A 22,975-nucleotide genomic window follows, 5' to 3' on the forward strand; every position below is an offset into this window, starting at 1 on the left:
GTACAGCGGGTAGGGACAGGTGCATCGTCTCCCGCTCGCGTCTCGCTCGCGTATACGTCGTCAGGAGTAGACCGTGCCGCATCCGCCGCATCAGTCCCTGCAGGCAGCCGCCGTCCAGACTCTTCAGGGGCGTGCGGCGCCGGCCGTGCCGAAGCCGCGGACCCCATCACGGGAAGAGGACGGTCCCTGGCATGCGGAGGCGGTGTGCCGCCGGGACGAGGCGGGGCTCTTCTTCGCGCCGTCGAAGGAGCCGACCGCGGCCCGGCTCTCCCGCGAGGAGGCCGCCAAGCGCGTCTGCGCGCGCTGCCCGGTGATGGTCGCCTGCCGGGAGCACGCACTGCTCCAGCCCGAGCCGTACGGAGTGTGGGGCGGCCTCACCGCCGCCGAGCGCCGGGTGATCCTGGCCCGGATGCGCCGCAGGGCCGCCGAGCTCCGCCAGAACCCGGGCCCCGGCCCGATCGCCGCCGCGGGCTACTTCGCGCGGTCGAAGTCGATCGCGCTGTACGCGCGCAGCTTCGACAGGCGGTGCGTCGAGTCGATCTGCCGGATCGTGCCCGACTTCGAGCGCATGACCAGCGAGGACGTCGTCGCCGTCTCCGCGCGGTAGTGCACGCCGCGCAGCAGCTCGCCGTCGGTGATGCCGGTGGCGACGAAGAAGACGTTCTCGCCCGACACCAGGTCGTTCGTGGTCAGGACGCGGCCCAGGTCGTGGCCGGCGTCCAGGGCGCGCTGCCGCTCGGCTTCGTCCTTGGGCCACAGCTTGCCCTGGATCGTGCCGCCGAGGCACTTTATGGCGCAGGCGGAGATGATGCCCTCGGGGGTGCCGCCGATGCCGAGGAGCAGGTCCACGCCGGTGCCCTCACGGACCGCCATGACCGAGCCGGCGACGTCGCCGTCGGAGATGAACTTGATGCGGGCGCCCGTCTCGCGGATCTCCTTGACGATGCCCTCGTGGCGCGGGCGGTCCAGGATGACGACCGTGACGTCCTCGACGGCCATGCCCTTCGCCTTGGCGACGCGGCGGATGTTCACCGAGACGGGGGCGTTGATGTCGACGAAGTCGGCGGCCTCGGGGCCGGTGACGAGCTTCTCCATGTAGAAGACCGCGGACGGGTCGAACATGGTGCCGCGGTCCGCGGCGGCCAGGACGGCGATGGCGTTCGGCATGCCCTTGGCGTTCAGGGTCGTGCCGTCGATCGGGTCCACGGCGATGTCGACCTCGGCACCGGTGCCGTCGCCGACCGCCTCGCCGTTGAAGAGCATCGGGGCTTCGTCCTTCTCGCCCTCGCCGATGACGACGACGCCGTTCATCGAGACGGTGGAGATCAGGGTGCGCATGGCGTTGACGGCCGCGCCGTCCGCGCCGAGCTTGTCACCGCGGCCGACCCAACGACCCGCGGCCAGGGCGGCGGCCTCGGTGACCCGGACGAGTTCCAGGGCGAGGTTGCGGTCGGGGGCCTCCGGTGAGACTACGAGCTGAGGCGGCAGGTTGTGCTCGGTCATCCGAGGGCACCTTTCTGGTCGGCGACGGCCGGTGAAGTGAGGGTGCTGGAACTCTATCGTCAGGTCGACAAATTGAGCAGACCGGGTCACTTATGAGCGGTATATCGGTCAGCCGATTGGCCTGAGCGGACACTCGCGCCCCGCCAAGGCGGCCCCCGGCGGTGATCGCCGGAGGGGATGCGGGACGATGGTGCCGTGGCAGGTATGAAAGGCAAGCAGACGGTCTGGGACATGGTCCGGTCGCTGGCGGTGATCGGCGTCGTCGTGGCGGGGATCTACGTGTTCGTCCCCCATGACGACAAGGCCGATCCGACGCTCACGATCGACTACCGGGTGGAGACGCTCACGGCCCGGCGCGCGGCCCCCTACCCGGTGGCCGCCCCCGTGGGGCTCCCGGAGCAGTGGCGGGCGACGTCGGTCTCGTACGAGCGCAAGAACGCCGACTCCTGGCACCTGGGCTTCCTCGATCCGGAGCAGCAGTACGTGGCCGTGGAGCAGTCCACGGACACCTCCGCCAAGAACCTCGGCCGGATCACCCAGAAGGCGAAGGCCACCGGGCAGACGCAGCAGGTCGGCGACACGGCCTGGGAGCGCTGGGACGGCGAGAAGTACGACGCCCTCGTCCGCCAGGACCAGGGCCACGTCACGGTGGTCACCGGCACGGCCTCCTTCGATCAGCTGGGCGCGATGGCGGCGTCGCTGGAGTTCAAGCAGGGCAAGTAGGCCCGCCGAGCGCGGACACGAAGAAAGGCGGCCCGCCCCGGAATCCCGGGGCGGGCCGCCTTTCTTCGTACTCGGGTCAGACCGTGGTGATGACCTGGTCGAACTCCAGGCGCGGGGAGCGCGGGAACCAGGCGTCCTCGCCCGGCTTGCCGATGTTGATCACCATCAGCGGGGTGTGGTCGGCGTCCAGGAACTCCTTCTGGAGGCCCTGGAAGTCCAGGCCGGTCATCGGGCCCGCGGCCAGGCCGGCGGCGCGGATGCCGAGGATGAAGTACGCGGCCTGGAGGGCGGCGTTCACCAGCGCGGACTGCTCGCGGACCGGGCGCTCGGAGAAGAACGCGTCCTTGGCCTGCGGGAAGTGCGGCAGCAGCTGCGGGAGCTCCTCGTGGAACTCGTTGTCCGCGGCGAGGATCGCGACCAGCGGGGCGGCGGCGGTCTTGGCCTGGTTGCCCTCGGCCATGTGCTTCACGAGGCGCTCGCGGGCCTCGGGGGAGCGGACCAGGGTGATGCGCAGCGGGGTCTGGTTGAAGGCGGTGGGGCCGTACTTCACCAGGTCGTAGATCGCCTGAACCTGCTCCTCGGTCACCGGCTCGTCCGAGAACGTGTTGGCGGTGCGGGCCTCGCGGAACAGGAGGTCCTGGGCGGCGGAGTCAAGAACGAGAGACATGCGGAAAGCCTTCTTCCATACGGAGGTGAAGCGATGTCCCAGACACTACGGCGCAAGTAGATGAAGTTTCAACTAAATCGCCCTGATGGTGATCAGCGTCACTCGCGATGCGGGACCTTTTCCGCCCCCGCCCCCTAGCCGGCTGCCTCGCCCGACCCGCCCGTCTCGGCCTGCTCGCGCGCCGCGAGCGCCGAGTCCAGTCGGGCCCTGGCCCCCTCCAGCCAGTGCCGGCAGACCTTCGCCAGCTCCTCGCCGCGCTCCCAGAGGGCCAGGGAGTCCTCCAGGGAGGTCCCGCCGGCCTCCAGCTTGCGGACGACCTCGACCAGCTCGTCGCGCGCCTGCTCGTAACCCAGCGCGGTTTCGGCCTCTGCCATTCCTTTTCCACCCTATGTGTGCAATGCAACGGAACCGTTGCTTCAGTGTGTGAATTGGTTGATCACATGTGGCTAGTCGGATTCCGGCACGACCCGCACCTCGAACTCGCCCTCCGCGACCCGGGCCCGCAGCACCTCGTCCCCCGTCACCTCCCGCGGTGAACGCACCACGTGCCCGTCGGCCCGCTGGAGCACCGCGTACCCGCGCTCCATCGTCGCGGCCGGCGACAGCGCCACCACCCGGGCCAGGGTGTGCTCCAGCTCGGAGTCGGCCCGGTCCAGCAGGTGCCCGAGCGTGCGCCGGCTGCGCGCGAGCAGCGCGTCCAGCTCGTCCTCCCGTACCTCCACCATCCGCTGGGGATGTACGAAGACCGGCCGCGCCAGCGCGTGCGCCAGCCCCCGCTCCTCCCGGTCCAGCAGCCCGCGCACGGCGCGCAGCCCGCGGCCCTGGAGCTGCCGCACCCGCTCCAGCTCCTCACCCACGTCCGGGACCACCTTCTTCGCGGCGTCCGTGGGCGTGGAGGCCCGCAGGTCCGCGACGAGGTCCAGCAGCGGGGAGTCCGGCTCGTGCCCGATCGCCGAGACCACCGGCGTACGGGCCGCGGCGACCGTCCGCACGACCTCCTCGTCGGAGAAGGGCAGCAGGTCCTCCACGCTGCCGCCGCCGCGGGCCACGATGATCACGTCGACCTCGTCGAGGGCGTCCAGCTCCTTGACGGCCTGGATCACCTGGGGCACGGCGTGCACGCCCTGCACGGCCACGTTCCGCACCTCGAAACGGACCGCGGGCCAGCGGCGCCGGGCGTTCTCCAGCACGTCGCGCTCGGCCGCCGAAGCCCGCCCGACCACCAGCCCGATCAGCTGCGGCAGGAACGGCAGCGGCTTCTTCCGCTCCAGGGCGAACAGCCCCTCGGACGCCAGGGACCGCTTGAGCCGCTCCAGCCGGGCCAGCAGCTCCCCGATGCCGACCGGCCTTATCTCGGTGGCCCGCAGGGACAGCTGCCCCCGCGGCGCGTACCACTCCGGCTTGGCCAGCAGTACGACCCTCGCGCCCTCCGAGACCACGTCCGCGACCTCGTCGAACACCTGGCGGAAGCAGGTCACGCTGACCGAGATGTCGTGCGAGGGGTCGCGCAGCGTCAGGAAGACCACCCCCGCTCCCGGTCTCCGCGAGAGCTGCGTGATCTGCCCCTCCACCCACACCTGCCCGAGCCGCTCGATCCAGCCCCCGATGAGCCGGGACACCTGCCCCACCGGCAGCGGTGCCTCGGCCGACGTATTCAGACCCATGTACGCAGGCTATCCGGCGGGGCTGACACCACCTCAGGGCCGTTACCCTGCGGGGCCGTGTCGGCCGCCGGGTTCAGCTCCGCTGCCGGGGCGCTGCCCCGGACCCCGCGCCTCAAACGCCGGCGGGGCTGGATTCGGCTGCTGCCGGTTGTCGGGTGCGGCTCGAAGACCGGCCGGCAGTGGCGCTGCGCGAGGGGCCGGGTCCCGCACGGGGGACACCACCCCAGCCCCGCCGGCGTTTGAGGCGCGGGGGTGCGGGGGCAGCGCCCCCGGAACGGCGCCGCACCCGGCAGCGGAGCCCGGCGGCGGAGCCCGGCGCCGCACCCGGCAGCGGAGCCCGGCGGCGGAGCCCGGCGCCGCACCCGGCAGCGGAGCCCGGCGGCGGAGCCCGGCGCCGCACCAGGCAGCGGAGCCAGGCAGCGGAGTCCGGCGGCAGCGTTCCGTCAGGGGGACACCCGCCGCCGCCCCCGCTGGGCAAGCAGCACGCACAGGCCCACCCCCAACCACACCGCCCCCACCACCCGCGCCGCCCACGACGCCTCCACGATCACCGCCACCGTCACCACCGCACCGAGCACCGGCATGACCAGGTGCTTCCACCAGTTCGGCGGCCCCTCCCTCCGCTGGACCACGAACCAGCCCACCACCGACGCGTGCAGCAGCGTGAACGCCACCAGCGCCCCCACGTCCACCACCGAGACCAGGTGGTCCAGCCCGTCGTCGCGCCCCGCCGCCCACAACGCCGCGACCAGCGTCACCGTCGCCGCCACCACCAGAGCCGCCCGCGGAGTGCCGTCCGAGGTCCGCGCCAGCGCCCCCGGCAGCCGCCGCTCACGCGCCATCGCGAACACCAGCCTGCCCGCCGCCGCCTGCCCGGCCAGCGCCGCGAAGGCCGCCCCGATGGCCTTGCTGACCGCCACCAGGTCGTGCAGCCAGGTGCCGACCGAGGACTCCACCGCGTTGTAGAAGGCCGGGCCCTGGAGCCCCGGATCGGCCGCCAGTTCCGCCGAGGAGACCGGGTTCAGCAGCGCCACCAGATACGTCTGCGCGACGAACAGCGCGCCCGCCAGCCCCAGGCAGAACAGCACCGCCCGCGCCACCCGCCGCGAGCCCCCCGTCACCTCCTCCGCGAAGGAGACGATCGCGTCGAAGCCCAGGTACGACAGGACTGCCACCGACACCGCCGTCAGCACCGCGCCCGTACTGAAGCCGAGCGAGCCGTCGCCGGTCAGCGGGGAGAGCAGCCCGCGCCGAGCCCCGTCCCGGACCAGCACCGTCACCGCCGCGACCACGAACACGAGCAGGACCAGGACCTCCATGGCCAGCACGGCGAAACCGACCCGCGCTGCCGTCCGTACGCCCCACAGGTTGAGGCCGGTGGTCACGACCACCGCCAGCGCCGTCCACACCCACCGGGAGACCTCCGGCACCAGCGCGTTCATCGCGATCCCGGAGAACAGGTACGCGACCGCCGGGATCAGCAGGTAGTCGAGCATCGCCATCCACCCGGCGATCAGCCCCGCCCCCTCGCCCAGCCCCTTGCGGGCGTACGTGAAGACCGAGCCGGCCTGTGGGGCGACCCGCACCATCTGCGCGTACGAGAAGGCCGTGAAGGCCATCGCGACGGTCGCGGCCAGGTAGACCAGGGCCACGGCGCCGTGCGACTTCGCGTCGAGGGTGCCGAAGACCCCGACCGGGGCCATCGGGGCGATGAAGAGAAGCCCGTAGACGACCAGGTCCCGGAAGCCGAGGCTTCGCCGCAGGGCGGTGGGCGCACCGCCGCCCGTGCCTCCGGGCGCGGCGTTGCCGGAATCCGTAGCGGACGCCATCAGTCCTCCGGGTGACTGTCGGGACGTTTCTTCTGATCTTCCCGGCAAGTGTGTGCCGTACGGGGGACGTACGGCCTGCTGGGGACCCCCGTACGATGGACCACATGACTGCTCCCGCCCCTGCTCCCGCCTCCCGCCGTGTCCTGCTCGCCGCGCCCCGCGGCTACTGCGCGGGCGTGGACCGAGCCGTGATCGCCGTCGAGAAAGCCCTCGAGCAGTACGGGGCGCCGGTGTACGTCCGGCACGAGATCGTGCACAACAAGTACGTCGTGCAGACCCTGGAGAAGAAGGGCGCCATCTTCGTCGAGCGGACGGAAGAGGTGCCCGAGGGCAACATCGTGATGTTCTCCGCGCACGGCGTGGCGCCGGTGGTGCACGAGGAGGCGGCGCGCGGCAGGCTCGCGACGATCGACGCCACGTGCCCGCTCGTCACCAAGGTGCACAAGGAAGCCATCCGGTACGCGAACGAGGACTTCGACATCCTCCTCATCGGCCACGAGGGCCACGAGGAGGTCATCGGCACCTCCGGCGAGGCCCCGGACCACATCACGATCGTCGACGGGCCGGAGGACGTGGCGAAGGTCGAGGTCCGCGACGAGTCGAAGGTCGTCTGGCTCTCCCAGACCACCCTCTCCGTCGACGAGACGATGGAGACGGTCGACGCGCTGAAGACGAAGTTCCCGCTCCTCGTCTCCCCGCCCAGCGACGACATCTGCTACGCCACCTCGAACCGGCAGGCCGCCGTCAAGGTGATGGGCGCCGACTCCGACCTGGTCATCGTGGTCGGCTCGAAGAACTCCTCGAACTCCATCCGGCTGGTCGAGGTCGCCAAGGACGCCGGCGCCAAGGCCGCGTACCTGGTCGACTTCGCGAGCGAGATCGACGAGGCCTGGCTGGAGGGCGTCACCACGGTCGGCCTGACCTCGGGCGCCTCGGTGCCGGAGGTGCTGGTCGAGGAGGTCCTGGAGTGGCTGGCCGCGCGCGGCTACGCCGACGTGGAGATCGTCAAGACGGCCGAGGAGTCGATCGTCTTCTCCCTCCCGAAGGAACTGCGCCGCGACCTGCGCGCCGAAGCTGCCGAACTGGTCGCGGACAAGTAACTGGTTTCGTACGGTATGTCCATGCAGATCATGGGTGTGGACATCGGCGGATCCGGGATCAAGGGCGCTCCCGTGGACCTGGCGAGGGGCGGCCTGGCACAGGAGCGCCACAAGGTACTGACACCGCAGCCGGCCACCCCCGAGGGGGTGGCCGGCTGCGTCGCGGAGGTGGTCGGCGCCTTCTCCTGGTCGGGGCCGGTCGGGGTCACCTTCCCGGGCGTCGTCACGAACGGGATCACCCGCTCGGCTGCCAACGTCGACAAGGGGTGGGTGGGCGCCGACGCCGCGGGTCTCCTCTCGCGCGAGCTGGGCGGCCTGCCGGTGACGGTCCTCAACGACGCGGACGCGGCGGGCGTCGCGGAGATGACGTACGGGGCGGGCGCGGGACGCTCGGGCACGGTCATCCTGCTCACCCTGGGGACGGGCATCGGCAGCGCCCTGTTCACGGACGGGCGCCTGGTCCCGAACTCGGAGCTCGGCCACCTGGAGCTGAAGGGCCACGACGCGGAGACGCGGGCGTCGGTGAAGGCCAAGGAGGACGGGGACCTGACCTGGGAGCGCTGGGCGCACCGCCTCCAGAAGTACCTGGCCCACGTGGAGATGCTGTTCTCCCCGGACCTCTTCATCATCGGCGGCGGGGTCAGCCGCAAGCCGGAGAAGTTCCTGCCGCTGATCGACGGCATCCGCGCGGAGATCGTCCCGGCGAAGCTCCGGAACGACGCGGGCATCGTGGGCGCGGCGATGGCGGCGAAGGCCGCCGCCGGTGGGTCCGTCTAGCCGACCCGTCGGGGAACCCTCCGCCGCCCGATCAGCACGGCCTTGCGGACGACGACGATCAGGGCGGCGACCAGCGTCCCCGCGTACAGCCACCCGGCGTGCAGGGACAGCGCGGACACCAGCCCCATCAGCTGCCCGCCGAAGCCGCCGGAGCCGCCCGACACGGGCCACACTCCGGCGGCGAAGGCGATGGGCGCGGCGATCGGCGCGGTGATCAGGTCGGCGGGCCGCACCCACAGGGCGGTGGCCGCGGCGACGGGCGGGAACAGCAGCCCGTAGACGAACAGGGACGAGTCGAAGAGCAGCCAGGCGAACCCGGCCACCAGGACCATGGCCGCGCACGCGAACAACCCGCCGCCGAGCCCCGTCAGCCGCGGTCGAGGCAGCCGCCGCGCGACGCTCGCGGCGGCTGCCGTCGGGCGGGTGCGCTGCGCCGGGGGCCGCACGGGCCGCTGGGGCCTCGGCTGCCTCGGCGGGCTCGGTACTCGCTGGGGGTGAGGGACCGGTCGCGTCCTGTATCGCTCCACCCCACAAAACTAGGCGGGGGAGCCGCCGGATCCGGTCCCGGACACGCGTACATCCACCGCCACTCATCGGAAAGTAAACTGTCCGGTGGCCCGCACCCGGGCCGCCGCCCCCTCCAGCTACGGGAAGTCGCCAACGTGTCGCTCACGATCGGAATCGTCGGTCTGCCGAATGTCGGCAAGTCGACCCTGTTCAACGCCCTGACCAAGAACGACGTGCTGGCGGCCAACTACCCGTTCGCCACCATCGAGCCGAACGTGGGCGTCGTCGGCGTCCCCGACTCCCGCCTCGCGACCCTGGCCGGCATCTTCGGCTCCCAGCGCGTCCTGCCGGCCACGGTCGACTTCGTCGACATCGCCGGCATCGTGCGCGGCGCCTCGGAGGGCGAGGGCCTCGGCAACAAGTTCCTCGCGAACATCCGCGAGTCGGACGCGATCTGCCAGGTCATCCGCGCCTTCAAGGACGAGAACGTCGTCCACGTCGACGGCAAGGTCTCGCCCAAGGACGACATCGAGACGATCAACACCGAGCTGATCCTCGCCGACCTCCAGTCCATCGAGAAGGCCGAACCGCGCCTGACGAAGGAGTCCCGCCTCCAGAAGGAGAAGGTCGCGGTCCTCGCGGCCGTCGTCGAGGCGAAGAAGATCCTCGAAGCGGGCGACACGCTCTTCTCGAAGGGCATCACCAAGGGCACGGAGCAGGGCGACCTCCTCCACGAGCTCCACCTGCTGACCACGAAGCCGTTCCTCTACGTCTTCAACGTGGACGAGGACGAGCTGACGGACGAGGCCTTCAAGGACGAGCAGCGCGCCCTGGTCGCCCCGGCCGAGGCCATCTTCCTGAACGCGAAGCTGGAGCAGGAGCTCATCGAGCTGGAGGACGACGAGGCCCTCGAACTCCTCCAGTCGGTCGGCCAGGACGAGCCGGGCATGGCCACCCTGGGCCGCGTCGGCTTCGCCACCCTGGGCCTCCAGACCTACCTGACGGCAGGCCCGAAGGAAACCCGCGCCTGGACCATCAAGCAGGGCGCCACGGCCCCCGAGGCGGCCGGCGTCATCCACACCGACTTCCAGCGCGGCTTCATCAAGGCCGAGGTCATCTCCTTCGCGGACCTGGTCGAATGCGGCTCGGTGGCCGAGGCCCGCTCGAAGGGCAAGGCCCGCATGGAGGGCAAGGACTACGTCATGCAGGACGGCGACGTGGTCGAGTTCCGCTTCAACGTCTGATCCGTTCGGCCAGGGCCGTCCGACCCGCGGTGGAGCGGGTCGGGCGGCCTTGTGCTGCGTGGACGCTTGCGGGCTCGTCCGGGAACGGGCGCAGCGTGGCGGGCACTTCGTCGATGACGTCGGGCCGGACCTGCGCGTCGTCCGGCCCGTACGGACCCATCCCGGGCGCGTGGCCGAAGCCGCGTATGAGCACGCCGGCCGGGGGACGCAGAAGCCGTCCCCCGAACCGTTCTCCATCAGGGCCGCCTCCGTGCCGGGGCCCCACGCGGTGTCGAGCGTGTACCGGCAGGACCGCGGATCGCCGCCGATCGCGGTGTCCAGGACGGCCAGTGCGCGGAGATGGGCGCGGAGCCGGGACGGGTGGGGGAGGAGGACGGCGGCCTCGTGCGCGGTGCTCATGACGCCATGGAAGCAGTCGGCACCGACAGTCCGGCACCGACAGCCCGGCACGGCAGGCCGGAGGCGGGCGGGCTTCGCCCGCCGCGGCGCCGTGTGCAGCCTCCCGGCACTTCCCGCCGTGGTCCGCGCCGTTGACGGCTTCCTCGCCGTCGCCGCACGGGCTCCTTCGCAGGTGGGAGGATGCGGGGGTCTGACGAGAGGGGCCGGGGCGCGATGGGGCGGAGGGACCGGGAGGCGGTTGCCCGGGGGACGCGGCTGTACGAGGCGGCGCAGGCCGTGGCCGCGGACCACGAGCGGGCCGTCGAGGAGGTCCGCGCGGCCCTGGCTCCGATCTGCGACGGCCTCGCGGCACGCGAGCTCGACGCCATCCCGGTGGCCCGACTGAAGGAGGTCACCGAGGGGGGACTGCGGCTCGGGGAGGTCGAGCGGGGTGGCTTCCGCACCGTCGGGCAGGTCCTGGACGCAGGGCCCTACCGGCTGCGGCAGATCCCCGGGGTCGGCAGGCAGACCGCCGCCCAGGCCGTCGCGGCCGCCCGCCGGATCGCCGAAGCCGTACGGGAGACCATCGCCGTGTGCATCGACGTCGACCGGCCGGACCCCCGGACCACCGCACTGCTCGTCGCCCTGCACGTGCTGGTGGAGGCGGGCCCCGAGGCGCGGCGGGCGCTCGCCGCCGCCCGCGCCCTGACGTGCCGTCTCGGGCCGCTGCTCGACGCCGCCCGGCTGGTCCCGTGCCGGCTGCGGCTGCTCCTCGCGGGCGGGGCCGCACGGGAACGCGCGCTGAAGGCCGCCTCGGAGGTCCGGGCCCTCATCGGGCGGGCCGAGCGGGAGGGCGTGCCGCGGCTGCTCGCGCAGGCCTCGGTGGACCTGCTCCGCGGTCCCCCGACCGAGCTCGCCGCCTTGGTCGACTTCGAGCTCCGCCCGGCCGAGTACTACCGCCTGATCGCGGAGATCGCGGATCAACGGCCCGACCCCGCTGCGGCCGAGGCCGCCGCCGACGTGTCGGGCACCGCTCTGGTCCGGCGGATCGTCGAGGACGAGCAGGCCCGGCTGGGCGCGTTCCGCGGCGGCCCCTGACCGTCGCCCCGTCAGAATCCGCGTACCGAGGCCACCGTGAAGGTGGTCGGGCTGCCCGTGCTCGGGGTCATCGGGCCGCCCTTGTCGAACTGGGAGCGGACGACCAGCGTGCGGCCCGGGGTGTGGGACAGGGTCGTCGGGATCTGCAGGGACGGGTCCGTGACCGTGCGGGTCAGGCGGGCCCTGGTGCCGTCCGCGCCGAGCTGCCAGCGGGTCAGGGTGTCGGTGGTGTTGTGCGCCACGCGCAGCGTGCCGTCGGGGGAGAGGTCGAGGCCGTCTGCGGCCTTCATGTCCCGGCCGCCGAGGTCGACGCGGAGCACGGCCCCGGTGGCGAGGTCCACGCGGTACAGGTCCCCCTCCGGCATGTCGACCGCGAGGAGGTAGCGGCCGGCGCGGTCCGAGACGATCCCGTTGAGGCTGAAGCCGCCCGCCGGGCGGGGGCGCAGGGCCGGGGACAGGTCGTACGCCTCGGTGAGGGGGCCGCTGCCGGCGGCCAGCTGCTCGGGGGTCACGCGGTAGATCACCCCGCGGACGCTGTCGGTGAGGTACGCGGCGCCGTCCGGGGTGATCGTCAGGTCGTTGACGAAGCGGGGGCCGCCGCCCGCCACCTCGAAGTGGGCCAGGCGGGAGCCGGTCCGGGTGTCGTAGACCGAGACCCCGGCCGTGGAGTCCGTCACCCAGAGCCGGCCCCGGGCGTCGACCCGCAGGCCGTTCGCCGTGTGGCGGCCGTCGGTCCCGGAGGGCAGGAACACCTCCGCCTCGGTGCGGCCGGGTCGGGCCTGGTAGACGGTGCCGTCCGCGTACGAGCCCACGTAGACGGTGTGCGTACGGGCGTCGGTGGCGATGCCCTCGGGGTAGACCTTCGCGCCGGGTATCGAGAAGGCGGTGGACATCCGGGCGTCGGACGACGAGGAGAGCGCGGACGCCGGTGCCGCTCCCAGGCAGGCCAGGGCGAGGGCGGTGGCCAGTGCGGTGCTCAGGGCGGTGCGCAGTGCGGTGGTCGGCGTGGCGGCGGGCAGGAGTTCCATCACGTATCCCCAGGTGTCTTCTACTTGGTGTGCGTAGACGAACTTATGTTAGAGCTCTAATGTACGCAAGGGTCGTAGGATGCGGGAATGACCTCCATGGCCCCCGACGAGCGCATCGGCGCGCACATCAAGCGCGCCGAGCAGGCGCTCCTCGCGGCGAAGAACGCCGCGGTGAAGCCGGCCGCGGTAACGGTTCCGCAGTACGCCGCGCTGCTCTGGCTGGCCGAGAAGCCCGGCGTCTCCGCCGCCGCGCTCGCCCGGCTGTGCGGGGTGACGCCGCCGACCATGAACACCGTCCTGAAGAACCTCCAGGAGCGCGGGCTCATCGAGCGGACCCCGCACGAACTCCACCGCAACGTGCTGGAGACCCGCCTCACCCAGGACGGTCGGGCGGTGATGGAACAGGCCGACTCGGGCGCGGTACGCGTGGAGCGGGCGCTGGCCGAGGCGTTCACCGCGGAGGAGCGGGCGCAGCTCATCGCGCTGCTGGGCCGGTGCGCCGAGGTCCTCGACGAGCAGCGCTGACGGCAGGCCGGCGGCCGACCGGCGCCGCCGCCCCTGACGTTCACTCAGGATTCCGACATGTTTTTGCCGGGATTTGGAACTGTGCGGGGCAATTCGTACATCAGGAAAAGCAGCAAGTCCTTCTGCCCGTCGGGCAGCCACGACCGTTCGGAGCGAAGTACGTGCACCAGCACCCGCAGCCCCCGGCCCCGCCCCGGCCCCACGAGGCCGAGGAGTCGCAGTACCGGCAGCCGCAGCAGCCCGGCAGGTCCCGGCGCCGAATATGGATCGCCGGGGTCGTCGTCCTCGCCCTCCTCCTCGGCGCCGGCGGGTTCGCCGCGTGGAAGCTCGACTGGTTCTCCGGCAACGGCGACGCGGTGACCTTCGGCAAGCAGCCCTCGTCCCCGGCCGGGTCCGAGAAGCAGACCCCGGGAGCCCCGGCGGCCTCGGCCTCGGCCTCGCCCACGCCCACCGGCGACCCCGACGTGCAGATGCCGAGCGGCCCGAAGTCCGACTTCAAGCAGACGACCAAGCTCGACGACGGCACGATCATCGCCAAGACCCGCCTCGCGGGCGCGAAGTCCGGCTTCGAGGGCGACGTGTGGGTGTGGGCGCCCAAGGAGTACGACGACCCGAAGTACGCCAAGAGCGCCTTCCCGGTCCTCATCGCGCTCCCCGGCGGCAACGGCTACCCGAACAACTACTGGGCCGACCGCAGCCTCGGCCTCCAGAAGGCCATCACCGAGGGCGTCCAGGCCGGCACCAGCCTGCCCTTCATCGTGATCATGCCGGTGCTCAACCCGGACAGTAAGTACTACTATGACGGCGCCGACATCCCCGGCCAGCCCAAGATGGGCACCTGGATCGCCGAGGACGTCCCGGACTTCACCCGCGCCAACTTCCGTACGTACAAGTCCCGCGACGGCTGGGCCTTCATGGGCTCCTCCTCCGGCGCCTTCGTCGGCATGAAGACGCTCCTCCAGCACCCGGACAAGTTCAAGGCCGTGATCGCCAGCGGCGGCGAGATCGTCCCGGACTCCCCGCTGTGGAAGGGCCACCAGGCGGAGATGGACGCGAACAACCCCGAGGTCCTCGCCAAGAAGCTGATCGACACCAACGGGCCCGAGGTCTACATCAACTTCCAGATCGGCACGAAGGAGAGCGGGAAGGACCGGATGACGAAGTTCGTGCAGAGCTACGGCAAGGGCCCGGTCAAGACGACCATCCGCGACATCCAGAACGGCGAGCACAACGGGTGGCACTACGTGCGGGGCATGAAGGAAGGCTCCCTGGAGTGGATCAGCAAGGTGCTGAAGGGCCCCAAGCCCGCGACCGGCTGACCGCGCCCCCGAACGCGCCTTCGACCCCTGCCCTCGACCCGGCCCTCGACCGCGCCCCCGGCCCGGCCCCGGCCCGGCTCCCGGCCGTCCGGTCGAACGCCCGACCACCATCGGGTGGCGATCGACACGTCACGCCCGTCCCAGGCAACCCGTCCCGTCGTTCATACCTCTGACAGGGGTGTAGGGGGACCGAACGGTCCGACCCGCGCTCCGAGGTGAGCGCCGGAGAGGGAACGGGACAAATTCCGTGCAGTATGACCAGCAAGGCGACGGCGGCCCCACGACCAAGGGCGGCCGTCGCCCCAAGCGCCTGCGCCTGCTTCTGATCGGAGGCGGGCTCGCGTTCGTCCTGACCGCCGGCGGCGGAGCGGCAGCGTACAAGTACGGCCTCTTCTCGGACATAGGGGAACCGGTGTCCTTCGGGAAGGTGCAGAAGACCTCCACCGCCGCCGCGGTGTCCGAGGCGCCGTCGGGGGTGCGGATGCCGACCGGGCCGAAGGCCCAGTTCACCCGTACGAGCCGGCTGCCGGACGGCACCCAGATCGGGAAGACCACCCTCACCGGGGCGAAGTCCGGGTTCACGGGTGACGTGTGGGTGTGGGTGCCGAAGGAGTACGACGAGCCGAAGTACGCCAAGAGCGCCTTCCCGGTGCTGATCTCCCTGCCAGGAGGTCGCGGCTACCCCACGAACTACTGGGGCACGGGCCCCGGCCTCGGCCTGCAGAAGGCCGTCGCCGACGGGGCGAAGTCGGGCAAGAGCCTGCCCTTCATCCTGATCATGCCGGTGCACAACGCCGACACCAAGCACCACTTCGACGCCTCCGACATCCCCGGCCAGCCCAAGATGGGCACCTGGATGGTCGAAGACATCCCGGATTTCACGAAGGCCAATTTCCGGACCTTCACCTCCCGCGACGGCTGGGCCTTCATGGGCTCGTCGGCCGGCGGGTTCGGCGCCTTCAAGCACGTCCTGAAGTACCCGGACCGCTTCAAGGCGGCCATCGCGAGCGGGGTCGACATCGTCCCCGATTCCCCGCTGTGGAACGGGAACACGCAGGCCATGGACCAGGACAACCCGGAGAAGCTCGCCGAGAAGCTGATCAACACGGGCGGCCCGGACGTCTACATCAACTTCCAGATCGGCACCGCGGAGACCGGCCGCGAAAAGGCCGAGAAGTTCATGCAGGACTACGGCAAGGGTCCCGTGCACACCACGCTCCAGGTGATCCAGGATGGTGAGCACAACGGGAAGTCGTACGTTCGCGGCATGAGGGAGGGCGCGCTGGAGTGGATCAGCAAGGTGATGTCCGCGCCGACCCCCGATCCCACCGTGCGATGAGCCGTGTGGTGAAGGGGGCCTCGATGGCCGCCGTGGCGGGGATCGCGGCGGTGTGCGCCGTCGCGTTCATCGAATCGCCCGGCGACCGGCTCGTGCTCCCCTTCCCCACCGTCGGCGTGCTCATGGCGGGCGGCGAGCACTGGTGCACGGCGAGCGTCGTCGACAGCCCGAAGGGCAACGTCGTCGCGACCGCCGCGCACTGCGTGGCCCCGGCCGGGGAGGCCGGGCAACCGGGCGAGGTCGCCCACGACGGCCTGGCCATCGGCGAGCTGGCCTTCGCTCCCGCCTTCTCGGGCGAGGGCGCGGGCACCCAGCCCCTGGGGGTGTGGAAGGTCCGCTCGATCCACGTCGACGACCGCTGGACGAAGTGGGGCGAGGAGACCGCCGACTTCGCCTTCCTCACCCTCGCGCCGGACGAGGACGGGCGCAGCGTGCAGCAGGCCGTCGGCGGGGCGGCGGAGGCCCCGAAACCCGAATGGACCTCGGGCTACGACCGGGACGTGACCGTCGTCGGCTACCCGGAGTCCGATCACAACCCGAAGAACAAGCCCGTCTCGTGCACGACGCAGACCCGGCACGACGACAACGACCCCGACATGCTCTACATGAGCTGCGCGGGCTTCTGGACGGGCACCAGCGGCAGCCCCTGGATCGCCGACCGAGGCGGTCCGGGCCACCCCGGCCGGCTGATCGGAGTGCTGAGCGGCGGGGACACGGACGTGGACTCCACGGCGGCACTGTTCGACGAGCGGGCGAAGGCCCTGTACGAGCGGGCGGCGCGGGGCTGAGTCGGCGCGCGCCCGCTTCCGGCTACTTCTTGCGCTCCGTACTGACGATCACGCCCACCGCCGCCACGACGACCGCGCCGCCCAGCACGATCGGCCAGGTCAGGGCCTCGTCGAGGATCAGCCAGCCGAGCGCGACGGCGACCACCGGATTGACGTACGCGTACGTGGACACCAGCGACAGCGGCGCGGCCTGGAGCAGCCACACGTACGCAGTGAAGCCGACGAGCGAGCCGAAGACGACCAGGTAACCGAGGGCCAGCCAGGAGGCCGTGGAGTACGCCGCCGGGTCCAGACCGCGGTGCTCGCCGCGCACCAGGCCGACCACCACGCCGCCGATCCCGCCCGCGAGCATCTGGTACGCGCTGCCGGTGAACGGGTTGCCCGGCAGCGGCAGCTTCGACGCGGAGAACGAGCCCAGCGACCACAGCACCGAGCCCGCCACCACCAGCAGCACCCCGGACAGCCGCACGGCCCCGCCGATGCCCGGACCGGTCAGGACCGCGAGCCCGGCCAGCCCCACCAGGACCCCGCCCAGGGTGCGCCGCGGCGGCCGGTCCCCGGTGCCCGCCCTCAGCACCACCACCCACATCGGCACCGCCGCGACCAGCAGGGCGGCCAGCCCGGAGGGCACGGAGGTCTCGGCGAGCACGACCAGGCCGTTCCCGCCGAGGATCAGCAGCAGGCCGACCAGGACCGCCGAGGCGACCTGGGCCCGGGTGGCCTTGAGCGCGGCCGGGCCGTAGCGCCAGGCGACCGCGCCGACCAGCAGCAGGCCGGCGGTGATGAAGCGGGCTCCGGCGGAGAGGAAGGGCGGCATGGTCTCGACGACGACGCGGATGCCGAGGTAGGTCGAACCCCACACCACGTAGACGAGGACGAGGGCGGTCCAGACGGCCGCGGCCGGGGCCGCCGCGGTCTTCTCCTCGGGCGGAGCTGATGTGCGCATGACGAGATCCTATGGTCGTCGGCCTGCCCCGCTCCGCCCCGTCCCGCCAGGTCCCGCCCTCAGCCCTTGAGGAGGCCGTTCAGCTCGCCGTACGGCAGTGCGTCGGAGAGCGCCCCGTAGGTGCCGCCGGAGAGCAGCTCCTCGGTGGCCCGCCGGACCACGGCGTACGCGGCCTCCGCGACCCAGGAGCCAAGGCTCACGCGGGAGACGCCGAGGGCGCCGAACTCGGCGACCCCGGGGGCGCCGGGGCCGGCGAGGACGTTCAGCGGGGCGTCGATGCCCTTCGCGAGCTCGGCGACGGTGGCCGGGTCGGTGACGCCGGGCACGAAGACGCCGGTGGCCCCGGCGCGGAGGTAGGCGGCGGCGCGGGCGAGGGTCTCGTCGAGCCGGGTCGCCGGGTCGCCGAGGCCGAAGAGGTACGTGTCGATGCGGGCGTTGACGTAGAGCGGGACCCCGGCGGCGTCGGCGGCGGAGCGGGCCGCGGCGAGGCGCTCCGCGTGCTCGGCGGGGGCGCGGTGGCCGTCCTCGATGTTGATGCCGACCGCGCCGGCGGCCAGGACACCGGCGACGGTCTCGGCGACGCCGGCGGGGTCTGCGCCGAAGCCGCCCTCGATGTCGGCGGTGACGGGCACGGAGACGGCGGCCGCCACCCGGGCGACGAGGTCGAGGGCCCGGTCGCGGGCCAGGGCGTCACCGTCGGGGGAGCCGAGAGACCAGGCGACGCCCGCGCTGGTGGTGGCGACGGCGGGCGCACCGGCCGCCTCGACGATGCGGGCGGAGGCGACGTCCCAGGCGTTGGCGAGGGCGAGGGGGGAGGCGGGGGTGTGCAGGGCCGCGAACGCGGTTGCCTTGGCGGTGAGTTCGGGGTGCGTGGTGGTCATGCCCTCACCTCACCATGCGGGCCGGCGGTTGGCTCGCGGATTTCCGACACGTAGGCCCCCCGCCGAGGCTCCGCCCCGGGCTACGCGCCTCAATCGCCGGCGGGGCTGGATTTGCCCCTGGCGGGGCGTGCCACGCGCGGCGCCGTTGCCGGGGCTCCGCCCCGGACCCCGCGCCTCAAACGCCGGCGGGGCTGGATTTGCCCCTGGCGGGGCTGGATTTGCCCCCGGTGGGGCTCACCGCGCCCGAGGGGGTGGATCTCCCGGCGGAGCCGGGCCGGCTCCGGGGGAGAGCCGGCCGCGCCTGGGCGACGGCAGGGGCGAGATCCAGCCCCTCCGGCGTTTGAGGAGCGGGTCTGGGCGGGGCCCGGGGAGCCGCGTAGCGGCGTGCCTTCGGCCGGGCCGGGACGGGACGGCTACGCCGGTAGGCCCGTTTTGGCGCCCGCCCCGCACAGGGGGACGATCGCCGTGCGGCCGTGGAGGGGGTCGTCCGGGGCGTTCGGGCCCACGGCCGCCCAGCACGCCGCGGCCGTGGGTTCCACGAACAGCCCGCGACGGGCCAGGTCCCGCTGGGCCTCGCGGAGCCGGTCGTCCGGGACCGTCAGGAACGTGCCCCCGGACTTGCGGACCGCCGCCAGGATCTGCCGGGCCCGCGGCGGCGAGGGGATCGCGATCCCCTCCGCCAGGGTGGGGAGCTGCGGCACCGGCGCCGCATCCTCCGCACCCCCGGCGAAGGCGGCCGCCAGCGGGGCCACCGCCGCCGACTGGACCGCGATCAGCGCCGGCGGCCGTACGCCCCGCGCGGCCAGCTCCTCCACCGCCAGCGCCGCCCCGAGCAGGAGGGTGCCGTTGCCGACGGGGACGACCAGCGCGTCCGGGAGGCGGCCGCCGAGCTCCTCCCAGATCTCGTACACGTACGTCTTCGTGCCGTGCAGGAAGTACGGGTTGAAGACGTGGCTCGCGTAGAAGACGCCCGGCCGGTCGGCGGCGCTCCGCGCGGCCTGCGCCGCGGCCTCCCGGCCGCCCGGGACCACCCGTACGGCCGCTCCGTGCGCCCGCATCTGTTCCGTCTTCTTCTCCGACGTGCCCTCGGGCACGAAAACTTCACAATCCAGTCCGGCCCGCGCGCAGTACGCCGCCACCGACGTCCCCGCGTTGCCGCTGCTGTCCGCCACGACCCGTTCCGGGGCCAGTCTCCTGGCCAGTTCCGCCAGCATCACGGCGCCCCGGTCCTTGAACGACAGGGTCGGCATCAGGAAGTCGAGTTTGGCGTGAACCCGTTCCGCCAGCGGCACCAGCGGAGTGTGCCCCTCCGCCAGCGAGACGGAGAACGCCCCCGGCAGGGGCAGCACCGCCCCGTACCGCCACAGCGAGTTCGGTCCGGCGGCCGGTTCCAGCGGGCCGGCCGGATCCGGCGCGAAGTCGAGGTCCCACGGGCCGTCGCAGGCCGGGCAGCACCAGGGTGCCGTCCGGGCGTCGGCGCGCGTGCCGTCCTCGGGGCAGACGTAACCGGGCAGTGCGTGCGTCATGTGCGGAGCGCCTTTGCTCGTTCATGGCATTCGTATGGCACGGATGTTACGTCTCCGCAGCGCTCTTGTGGGTGCTGCGGCGGTGGGTCAACCTTTCGGTGGCGACAGCCCGTTGGGCCGAATGCTTTGTCATGGGCATGGCTGAAACAGGAATTCTTGCGGCTCGTTCCGACGGCGGCCGCGCGCCCCACCCCCCGCAACGCACCACCGACGAGGAGGACCCTCAATGTCCGTGCGTCACACCCGCCGGAAGCTCGCCGGCCTCAGCGTGACCGCCGTCGCGGCCCTCGCGCTCGGCGCCGCCGCCGCGTTACCCGCCTCGGCGGCGGACAGCGGCGCGCTCGGCGTCATCGAGAACGCGGGCGCCCCCGGATCCGTGTCCGGCAGCTACATCGTGACCCTGAAGGACTCCGCCGCCCGCTCGACCGCCGACAGCGGCAAGGCCGTCGCCAAGCGGTACGGGGCCCGGATCGACCGGACCTACAGCGCCGCCCTCAACGGCTACTCCGTCGAGGTGTCCGAGGCGCAGGCCAGGAAGCTCGCCGCGGACCCGGCGGTCAAGTCGGTCGTGCAGAACCGCGTCTTCACCATCGACGGCGCCGAGGGCACCCAGCCCAGCCCGCCGTCCTGGGGCCTGGACCGCATCGACCAGCGCGCGCTCCCGCTGAACCAGAGCTACACCTACCCGGACAAGGCCGGCGAGGGCGTCACCGCGTACATCATCGACACCGGTGTCCGCATCACCCACCAGGACCTCGGCGGCCGAGCCACCTACGGCTACGACGCCATCGACAACGACAACACCGCCCAGGACGGCCACGGCCACGGCACGCACGTCGCCGGCACCGTCGCGGGCAACACGTACGGCGTGGCGAAGAAGGCCAAGATCGTCGGTGTCCGCGTCCTCGACAACAACGGGTCCGGTACGACCGCGCAGGTCGTCGCCGGCATCGACTGGGTGACCCGGAACGCCGTCAAGCCGGCCGTGGCCAACATGTCGCTGGGCGGCGGCGCCGACTCCGCGCTCGACACGGCCGTGCGCAACTCCATAGCCTCCGGCATCACCTACGGCGTCGCGGCGGGCAACGAGTCCACCGACGCCTCCACCAAGTCCCCGGCGCGCGTCGCCGAGGCCATCACGGTCGGCGCCACCACCAACACCGACGCGAAGGCCAGTTACTCCAACTACGGCAGCATCCTGGACATCTTCGCGCCGGGCTCCTCCATCACCTCCTCGTGGGGCACCGGGGATACCGCCACCAACACCATCTCCGGCACCTCGATGGCCACGCCGCACGTCGTGGGCGCGGCAGCGCTGTACCTGTCGCAGAACCCGGCGAGCACCCCGGCGCAGGTCCGCGACGGCCTGGTGAACGCGGCCACCCCGAACGTCGTGACCGGCCCCGGAACGGGCTCCCCGAACCGGCTGCTCTACGTCGGCTCCGGCGGCACCGTCCCGCCCGGTCCGCGGTTCGAGAACACCGCCGACTACGCGATCAACGACAACGCCACCGTCGAGTCGCCGATCACCGTCAGCGGGGTCTCCGGCAACGCCCCGGCGACGCTGAGCGTCCCGGTCGACATCAAGCACACCTACATCGGTGACCTCAAGGTCGACCTGATCGCGCCCGACGGCAGCGTCTACACCCTGCACAACCGGGCCGGCGGCAGCGCCGACAACATCATCCAGACCTTTACCGTGAACGCCTCGTCGGAGGTCGCCAACGGAGTCTGGAAGCTCCGGGTGAACGACAACGCGAACATCGACACCGGGAAGATCGACTCCTGGGCGCTCCAGTTCTGAGGAACCGGGGCCCGGCAGGTGCGTGAGCGGTGAGCAGGGCGGGGGCGACCGGAGAGCCGGTCGCCCCCGCTGCGTACTATTCGCGCGTCCGTTCGCGCCCCCCCCCCGTGATGGAGTCCGCCCCTGTGAGCACCCCGCCGATACCGCCGCCCGGACCGGGCGACCCCTGGGCCCCGCCCTCCCCGCAGCCGGGCTGGGGCCTGCCGCCCGGGTACGGGCAACAGCCGCCGCGGCTCAACGGATTCGCGCTCGCCTCGCTCCTCGTCGGCCTGCTGTGCCTGCCGCCGCTCGGCATCGTCTTCGGCGTCGTGGCCCTCGTGCAGATCGGGAAGAGGGGCGAGAAGGGCAAGGCCCTGGCGATCGTCGGCCTGGTGGTGTCGGTGCTGATGACGGGTGTCGTGGTCCTCTCCGCGGACCGGGTCGCGACGGTGTTCCGCGACCGGCTGGCGTCGGTGAACGAGCTCGCCGACGTGGAGGGCGAGCTCACCGACTTCGACGACCTGCGGGCGGGCGACTGCTTCAACGTCCCGGGCGGGGACCTGATGGACGACCACCCCCTGATGTACAAGACCGACTGCGCGCTGGTGCACCACGGCGAGGTCACCGAGTCCAAGCCGATGGACCCGAAGGCGCCCATCGAGTCGGCCGAGGCGGAACTGGCCTTCGAGGACGAGTGCTGGAAGGCGCAGGACGCGTACGCGATGGACAGCTGGGCCCTGCCCTCCTACGCGGAGATGTACTACTTCGCGCCCTCGCGCGAGTCCTGGCGCCTGGGCGACCGGCGGGTGGTGTGCGCGATCGGGACGACGGAGGAGGACCACCGGGGCAGCCTGCGCCAGGACGCCGGATCGCTGAAACCCGAGCAGGCGGCCTTCCTGCGGGCGGCGAACACCGTCGAGTTCGTCCTGAGCAGGCCCCCGGACGAGGAGGTCGGCGAGGCCCTCGCCGAGCACCAGGCGTGGGCGCGGGAGGTGTCCTCGGCGCTGGGCGAGGAGGCCAAGGTGGTCGAGGGCCACGCGGCGCTGCCGGGGATGGACAAGGCCGTCCGGGCGCAGCTCCGGGAGATCGAGGCGGCGCGTGCCGCGTGGCAGCGCGCCGCGCAGGCGAAGACGGCGCCCGAGTTCGACAAGCAGTGGGACCGCGCGGCGGGGGCGATGCTGCCCGAGACCGAGCGGGTGCTGCGCGGGGCGTACGGGCTGTCGACGCGGATCCCGCCGTGGCTGGAGGAGTACCCGGACGACTCGGAGTCCGACTCGGGCGGCCGGGGGCCGTCGAACCAGTCGGTGTAGCCGGTGTGGGGGGCGCGGGGGCGCGGGGGCACCGGGGCGC

At 72.4% G+C, this 22,975-nt stretch carries 22 protein-coding genes and 1 pseudogene; 12 read left to right on the top strand and 11 right to left on the bottom strand.

Going from position 1 to position 22,975, the window contains the following annotated elements; genetic code table 11:
• Positions 1-73: 73 nt before the first annotated feature.
• Positions 74-472: pseudogene (locus tag ACFYYJ_RS31290) on the top strand (WhiB family transcriptional regulator); the annotation flags it as partial.
• On the opposite strand, the gene glpX reads toward ACFYYJ_RS31290, so the two are convergent.
• On the bottom strand, positions 472-1,503 hold the full coding sequence (glpX, locus tag ACFYYJ_RS31295) for a class II fructose-bisphosphatase (RefSeq protein ID WP_385134357.1): 1,032 nt from the start codon (positions 1,501-1,503) through the stop codon (positions 472-474). The pseudogene ACFYYJ_RS31290 and the gene glpX sit on opposite strands and share 1 nt — an antisense overlap.
• A gap of 204 nt (positions 1,504-1,707) precedes the next feature.
• Here glpX and ACFYYJ_RS31300 point away from each other — a divergent pair, with 204 nt between their 5' ends.
• Positions 1,708-2,226: a DUF4245 domain-containing protein gene (locus ACFYYJ_RS31300; protein ID WP_389137524.1), complete on the top strand. Its 519-nt coding sequence runs from the start codon at positions 1,708-1,710 to the stop codon at positions 2,224-2,226.
• A gap of 76 nt (positions 2,227-2,302) precedes the next feature.
• On the opposite strand, the gene ACFYYJ_RS31305 is transcribed toward ACFYYJ_RS31300, so the two are convergent.
• The 4 genes from ACFYYJ_RS31305 to ACFYYJ_RS31320 all read right to left on the bottom strand — a co-directional run bounded on the left by ACFYYJ_RS31305 (position 2,303) and on the right by ACFYYJ_RS31320 (position 6,386).
• The gene (locus ACFYYJ_RS31305) at positions 2,303-2,893 is read right to left on the bottom strand and encodes a malonic semialdehyde reductase (RefSeq protein WP_385125990.1); all 591 of its coding nucleotides are present in this window, start codon (positions 2,891-2,893) and stop codon (positions 2,303-2,305) included.
• A gap of 134 nt (positions 2,894-3,027) precedes the next feature.
• A complete protein-coding gene (locus tag ACFYYJ_RS31310) occupies positions 3,028-3,267 on the bottom strand; it encodes an exodeoxyribonuclease VII small subunit (RefSeq protein ID WP_389137435.1) in 240 nt (79 codons plus the stop codon).
• 72 nt (positions 3,268-3,339) lie between these two features.
• The gene (gene xseA, locus ACFYYJ_RS31315) at positions 3,340-4,557 is read right to left on the bottom strand and encodes an exodeoxyribonuclease VII large subunit (protein ID WP_385367005.1); all 1,218 of its coding nucleotides are present in this window, start codon (positions 4,555-4,557) and stop codon (positions 3,340-3,342) included.
• A 443-nt stretch (positions 4,558-5,000) separates the two neighbouring features.
• On the bottom strand, positions 5,001-6,386 hold the full coding sequence (locus ACFYYJ_RS31320) for an APC family permease (RefSeq protein WP_389137437.1): 1,386 nt from the start codon (positions 6,384-6,386) through the stop codon (positions 5,001-5,003).
• Between the two features lie 95 nt (positions 6,387-6,481).
• On the opposite strand from ACFYYJ_RS31320, the gene ACFYYJ_RS31325 reads away from it, so the two are divergent.
• Together ACFYYJ_RS31325 and ppgK are read left to right on the top strand one after the other, a co-directional pair.
• A complete protein-coding gene (locus tag ACFYYJ_RS31325; RefSeq protein ID WP_385125997.1) occupies positions 6,482-7,486 on the top strand; it encodes a 4-hydroxy-3-methylbut-2-enyl diphosphate reductase in 1,005 nt (334 codons plus the stop codon).
• Between the two features lie 21 nt (positions 7,487-7,507).
• Entirely contained in the window at positions 7,508-8,263 is a 756-nt protein-coding gene (ppgK, locus tag ACFYYJ_RS31330; protein ID WP_385364286.1) for a polyphosphate--glucose phosphotransferase, read from the top strand.
• On the opposite strand, the gene ACFYYJ_RS31335 is transcribed toward ppgK, so the two are convergent.
• On the bottom strand, positions 8,260-8,709 hold the full coding sequence (locus ACFYYJ_RS31335; protein ID WP_385126000.1) for a DUF6542 domain-containing protein: 450 nt from the start codon (positions 8,707-8,709) through the stop codon (positions 8,260-8,262). The two genes, ppgK and ACFYYJ_RS31335, sit on opposite strands and share 4 nt — an antisense overlap.
• Positions 8,710-8,925: 216 nt before the next feature.
• Here ACFYYJ_RS31335 and ychF point away from each other — a divergent pair, with 216 nt between their 5' ends.
• On the top strand, positions 8,926-10,014 hold the full coding sequence (gene ychF / locus ACFYYJ_RS31340) for a redox-regulated ATPase YchF (protein ID WP_384743076.1): 1,089 nt from the start codon (positions 8,926-8,928) through the stop codon (positions 10,012-10,014).
• On the opposite strand, the gene ACFYYJ_RS31345 is transcribed toward ychF, so the two are convergent.
• A complete protein-coding gene (locus ACFYYJ_RS31345; RefSeq protein ID WP_389137441.1) occupies positions 10,004-10,207 on the bottom strand; it encodes a hypothetical protein in 204 nt (67 codons plus the stop codon). The genes ychF and ACFYYJ_RS31345 overlap by 11 nt on opposite strands.
• Positions 10,208-10,626: 419 nt before the next feature.
• Between ACFYYJ_RS31345 and ACFYYJ_RS31350 the strand changes: the two genes are divergently transcribed.
• Positions 10,627-11,490: a hypothetical protein gene (locus tag ACFYYJ_RS31350; protein WP_389137443.1), complete on the top strand. Its 864-nt coding sequence runs from the start codon at positions 10,627-10,629 to the stop codon at positions 11,488-11,490.
• 11 nt (positions 11,491-11,501) lie between these two features.
• Here ACFYYJ_RS31350 and ACFYYJ_RS31355 read toward each other — a convergent pair whose 3' ends face one another.
• A complete protein-coding gene (locus ACFYYJ_RS31355; RefSeq protein WP_389137445.1) occupies positions 11,502-12,518 on the bottom strand; it encodes an SMP-30/gluconolactonase/LRE family protein in 1,017 nt (338 codons plus the stop codon).
• 87 nt (positions 12,519-12,605) lie between these two features.
• Here ACFYYJ_RS31355 and ACFYYJ_RS31360 point away from each other — a divergent pair, with 87 nt between their 5' ends.
• The 4 genes from ACFYYJ_RS31360 (at position 12,606) to ACFYYJ_RS31375 (ending at position 16,489) form a co-directional block, all read left to right on the top strand.
• Positions 12,606-13,043 carry a MarR family winged helix-turn-helix transcriptional regulator gene (locus ACFYYJ_RS31360; RefSeq protein ID WP_389137447.1) on the top strand — a complete coding sequence of 146 codons (438 nt, stop codon included), beginning with the start codon at positions 12,606-12,608 and terminating at the stop codon, positions 13,041-13,043.
• Between the two features lie 161 nt (positions 13,044-13,204).
• Positions 13,205-14,362: an alpha/beta hydrolase gene (locus ACFYYJ_RS31365; protein ID WP_389137449.1), complete on the top strand. Its 1,158-nt coding sequence runs from the start codon at positions 13,205-13,207 to the stop codon at positions 14,360-14,362.
• Positions 14,363-14,609: 247 nt separating this feature from the next.
• Positions 14,610-15,701, top strand: a complete 1,092-nt coding sequence (locus tag ACFYYJ_RS31370) for an alpha/beta hydrolase (RefSeq protein ID WP_389137451.1) — start codon at positions 14,610-14,612, stop codon at positions 15,699-15,701.
• A complete protein-coding gene (locus ACFYYJ_RS31375) occupies positions 15,698-16,489 on the top strand; it encodes a trypsin-like serine peptidase (protein ID WP_385126037.1) in 792 nt (263 codons plus the stop codon). Before ACFYYJ_RS31370 ends, ACFYYJ_RS31375 begins: the two co-directional genes overlap by 4 nt.
• Before the next feature lie 22 nt (positions 16,490-16,511).
• Here ACFYYJ_RS31375 and ACFYYJ_RS31380 read toward each other — a convergent pair whose 3' ends face one another.
• The 3 genes from ACFYYJ_RS31380 to ACFYYJ_RS31390 form a co-directional block, all read right to left on the bottom strand.
• Positions 16,512-17,435: an EamA family transporter gene (locus ACFYYJ_RS31380; RefSeq protein ID WP_385364265.1), complete on the bottom strand. Its 924-nt coding sequence runs from the start codon at positions 17,433-17,435 to the stop codon at positions 16,512-16,514.
• Positions 17,436-17,494: 59 nt separating this feature from the next.
• A complete protein-coding gene (locus ACFYYJ_RS31385; RefSeq protein WP_385364263.1) occupies positions 17,495-18,316 on the bottom strand; it encodes an isocitrate lyase/phosphoenolpyruvate mutase family protein in 822 nt (273 codons plus the stop codon).
• A gap of 413 nt (positions 18,317-18,729) precedes the next feature.
• Positions 18,730-19,842, bottom strand: a complete 1,113-nt coding sequence (locus ACFYYJ_RS31390) for a threonine synthase (RefSeq protein ID WP_385365843.1) — start codon at positions 19,840-19,842, stop codon at positions 18,730-18,732.
• A gap of 226 nt (positions 19,843-20,068) precedes the next feature.
• Between ACFYYJ_RS31390 and ACFYYJ_RS31395 the strand changes: the two genes are divergently transcribed.
• Together ACFYYJ_RS31395 and ACFYYJ_RS31400 are read left to right on the top strand one after the other, a co-directional pair.
• Entirely contained in the window at positions 20,069-21,646 is a 1,578-nt protein-coding gene (locus ACFYYJ_RS31395) for a S8 family peptidase (RefSeq protein ID WP_385126041.1), read from the top strand.
• 125 nt (positions 21,647-21,771) lie between these two features.
• Positions 21,772-22,935, top strand: a complete 1,164-nt coding sequence (locus tag ACFYYJ_RS31400) for a DUF4190 domain-containing protein (protein ID WP_389137455.1) — start codon at positions 21,772-21,774, stop codon at positions 22,933-22,935.
• Positions 22,936-22,975 lie beyond the last annotated feature (40 nt).

The organism is Streptomyces sp. NPDC002467, from assembly GCF_042889825.1.
GTDB lineage: Bacteria > Actinomycetota > Actinomycetes > Streptomycetales > Streptomycetaceae > Streptomyces.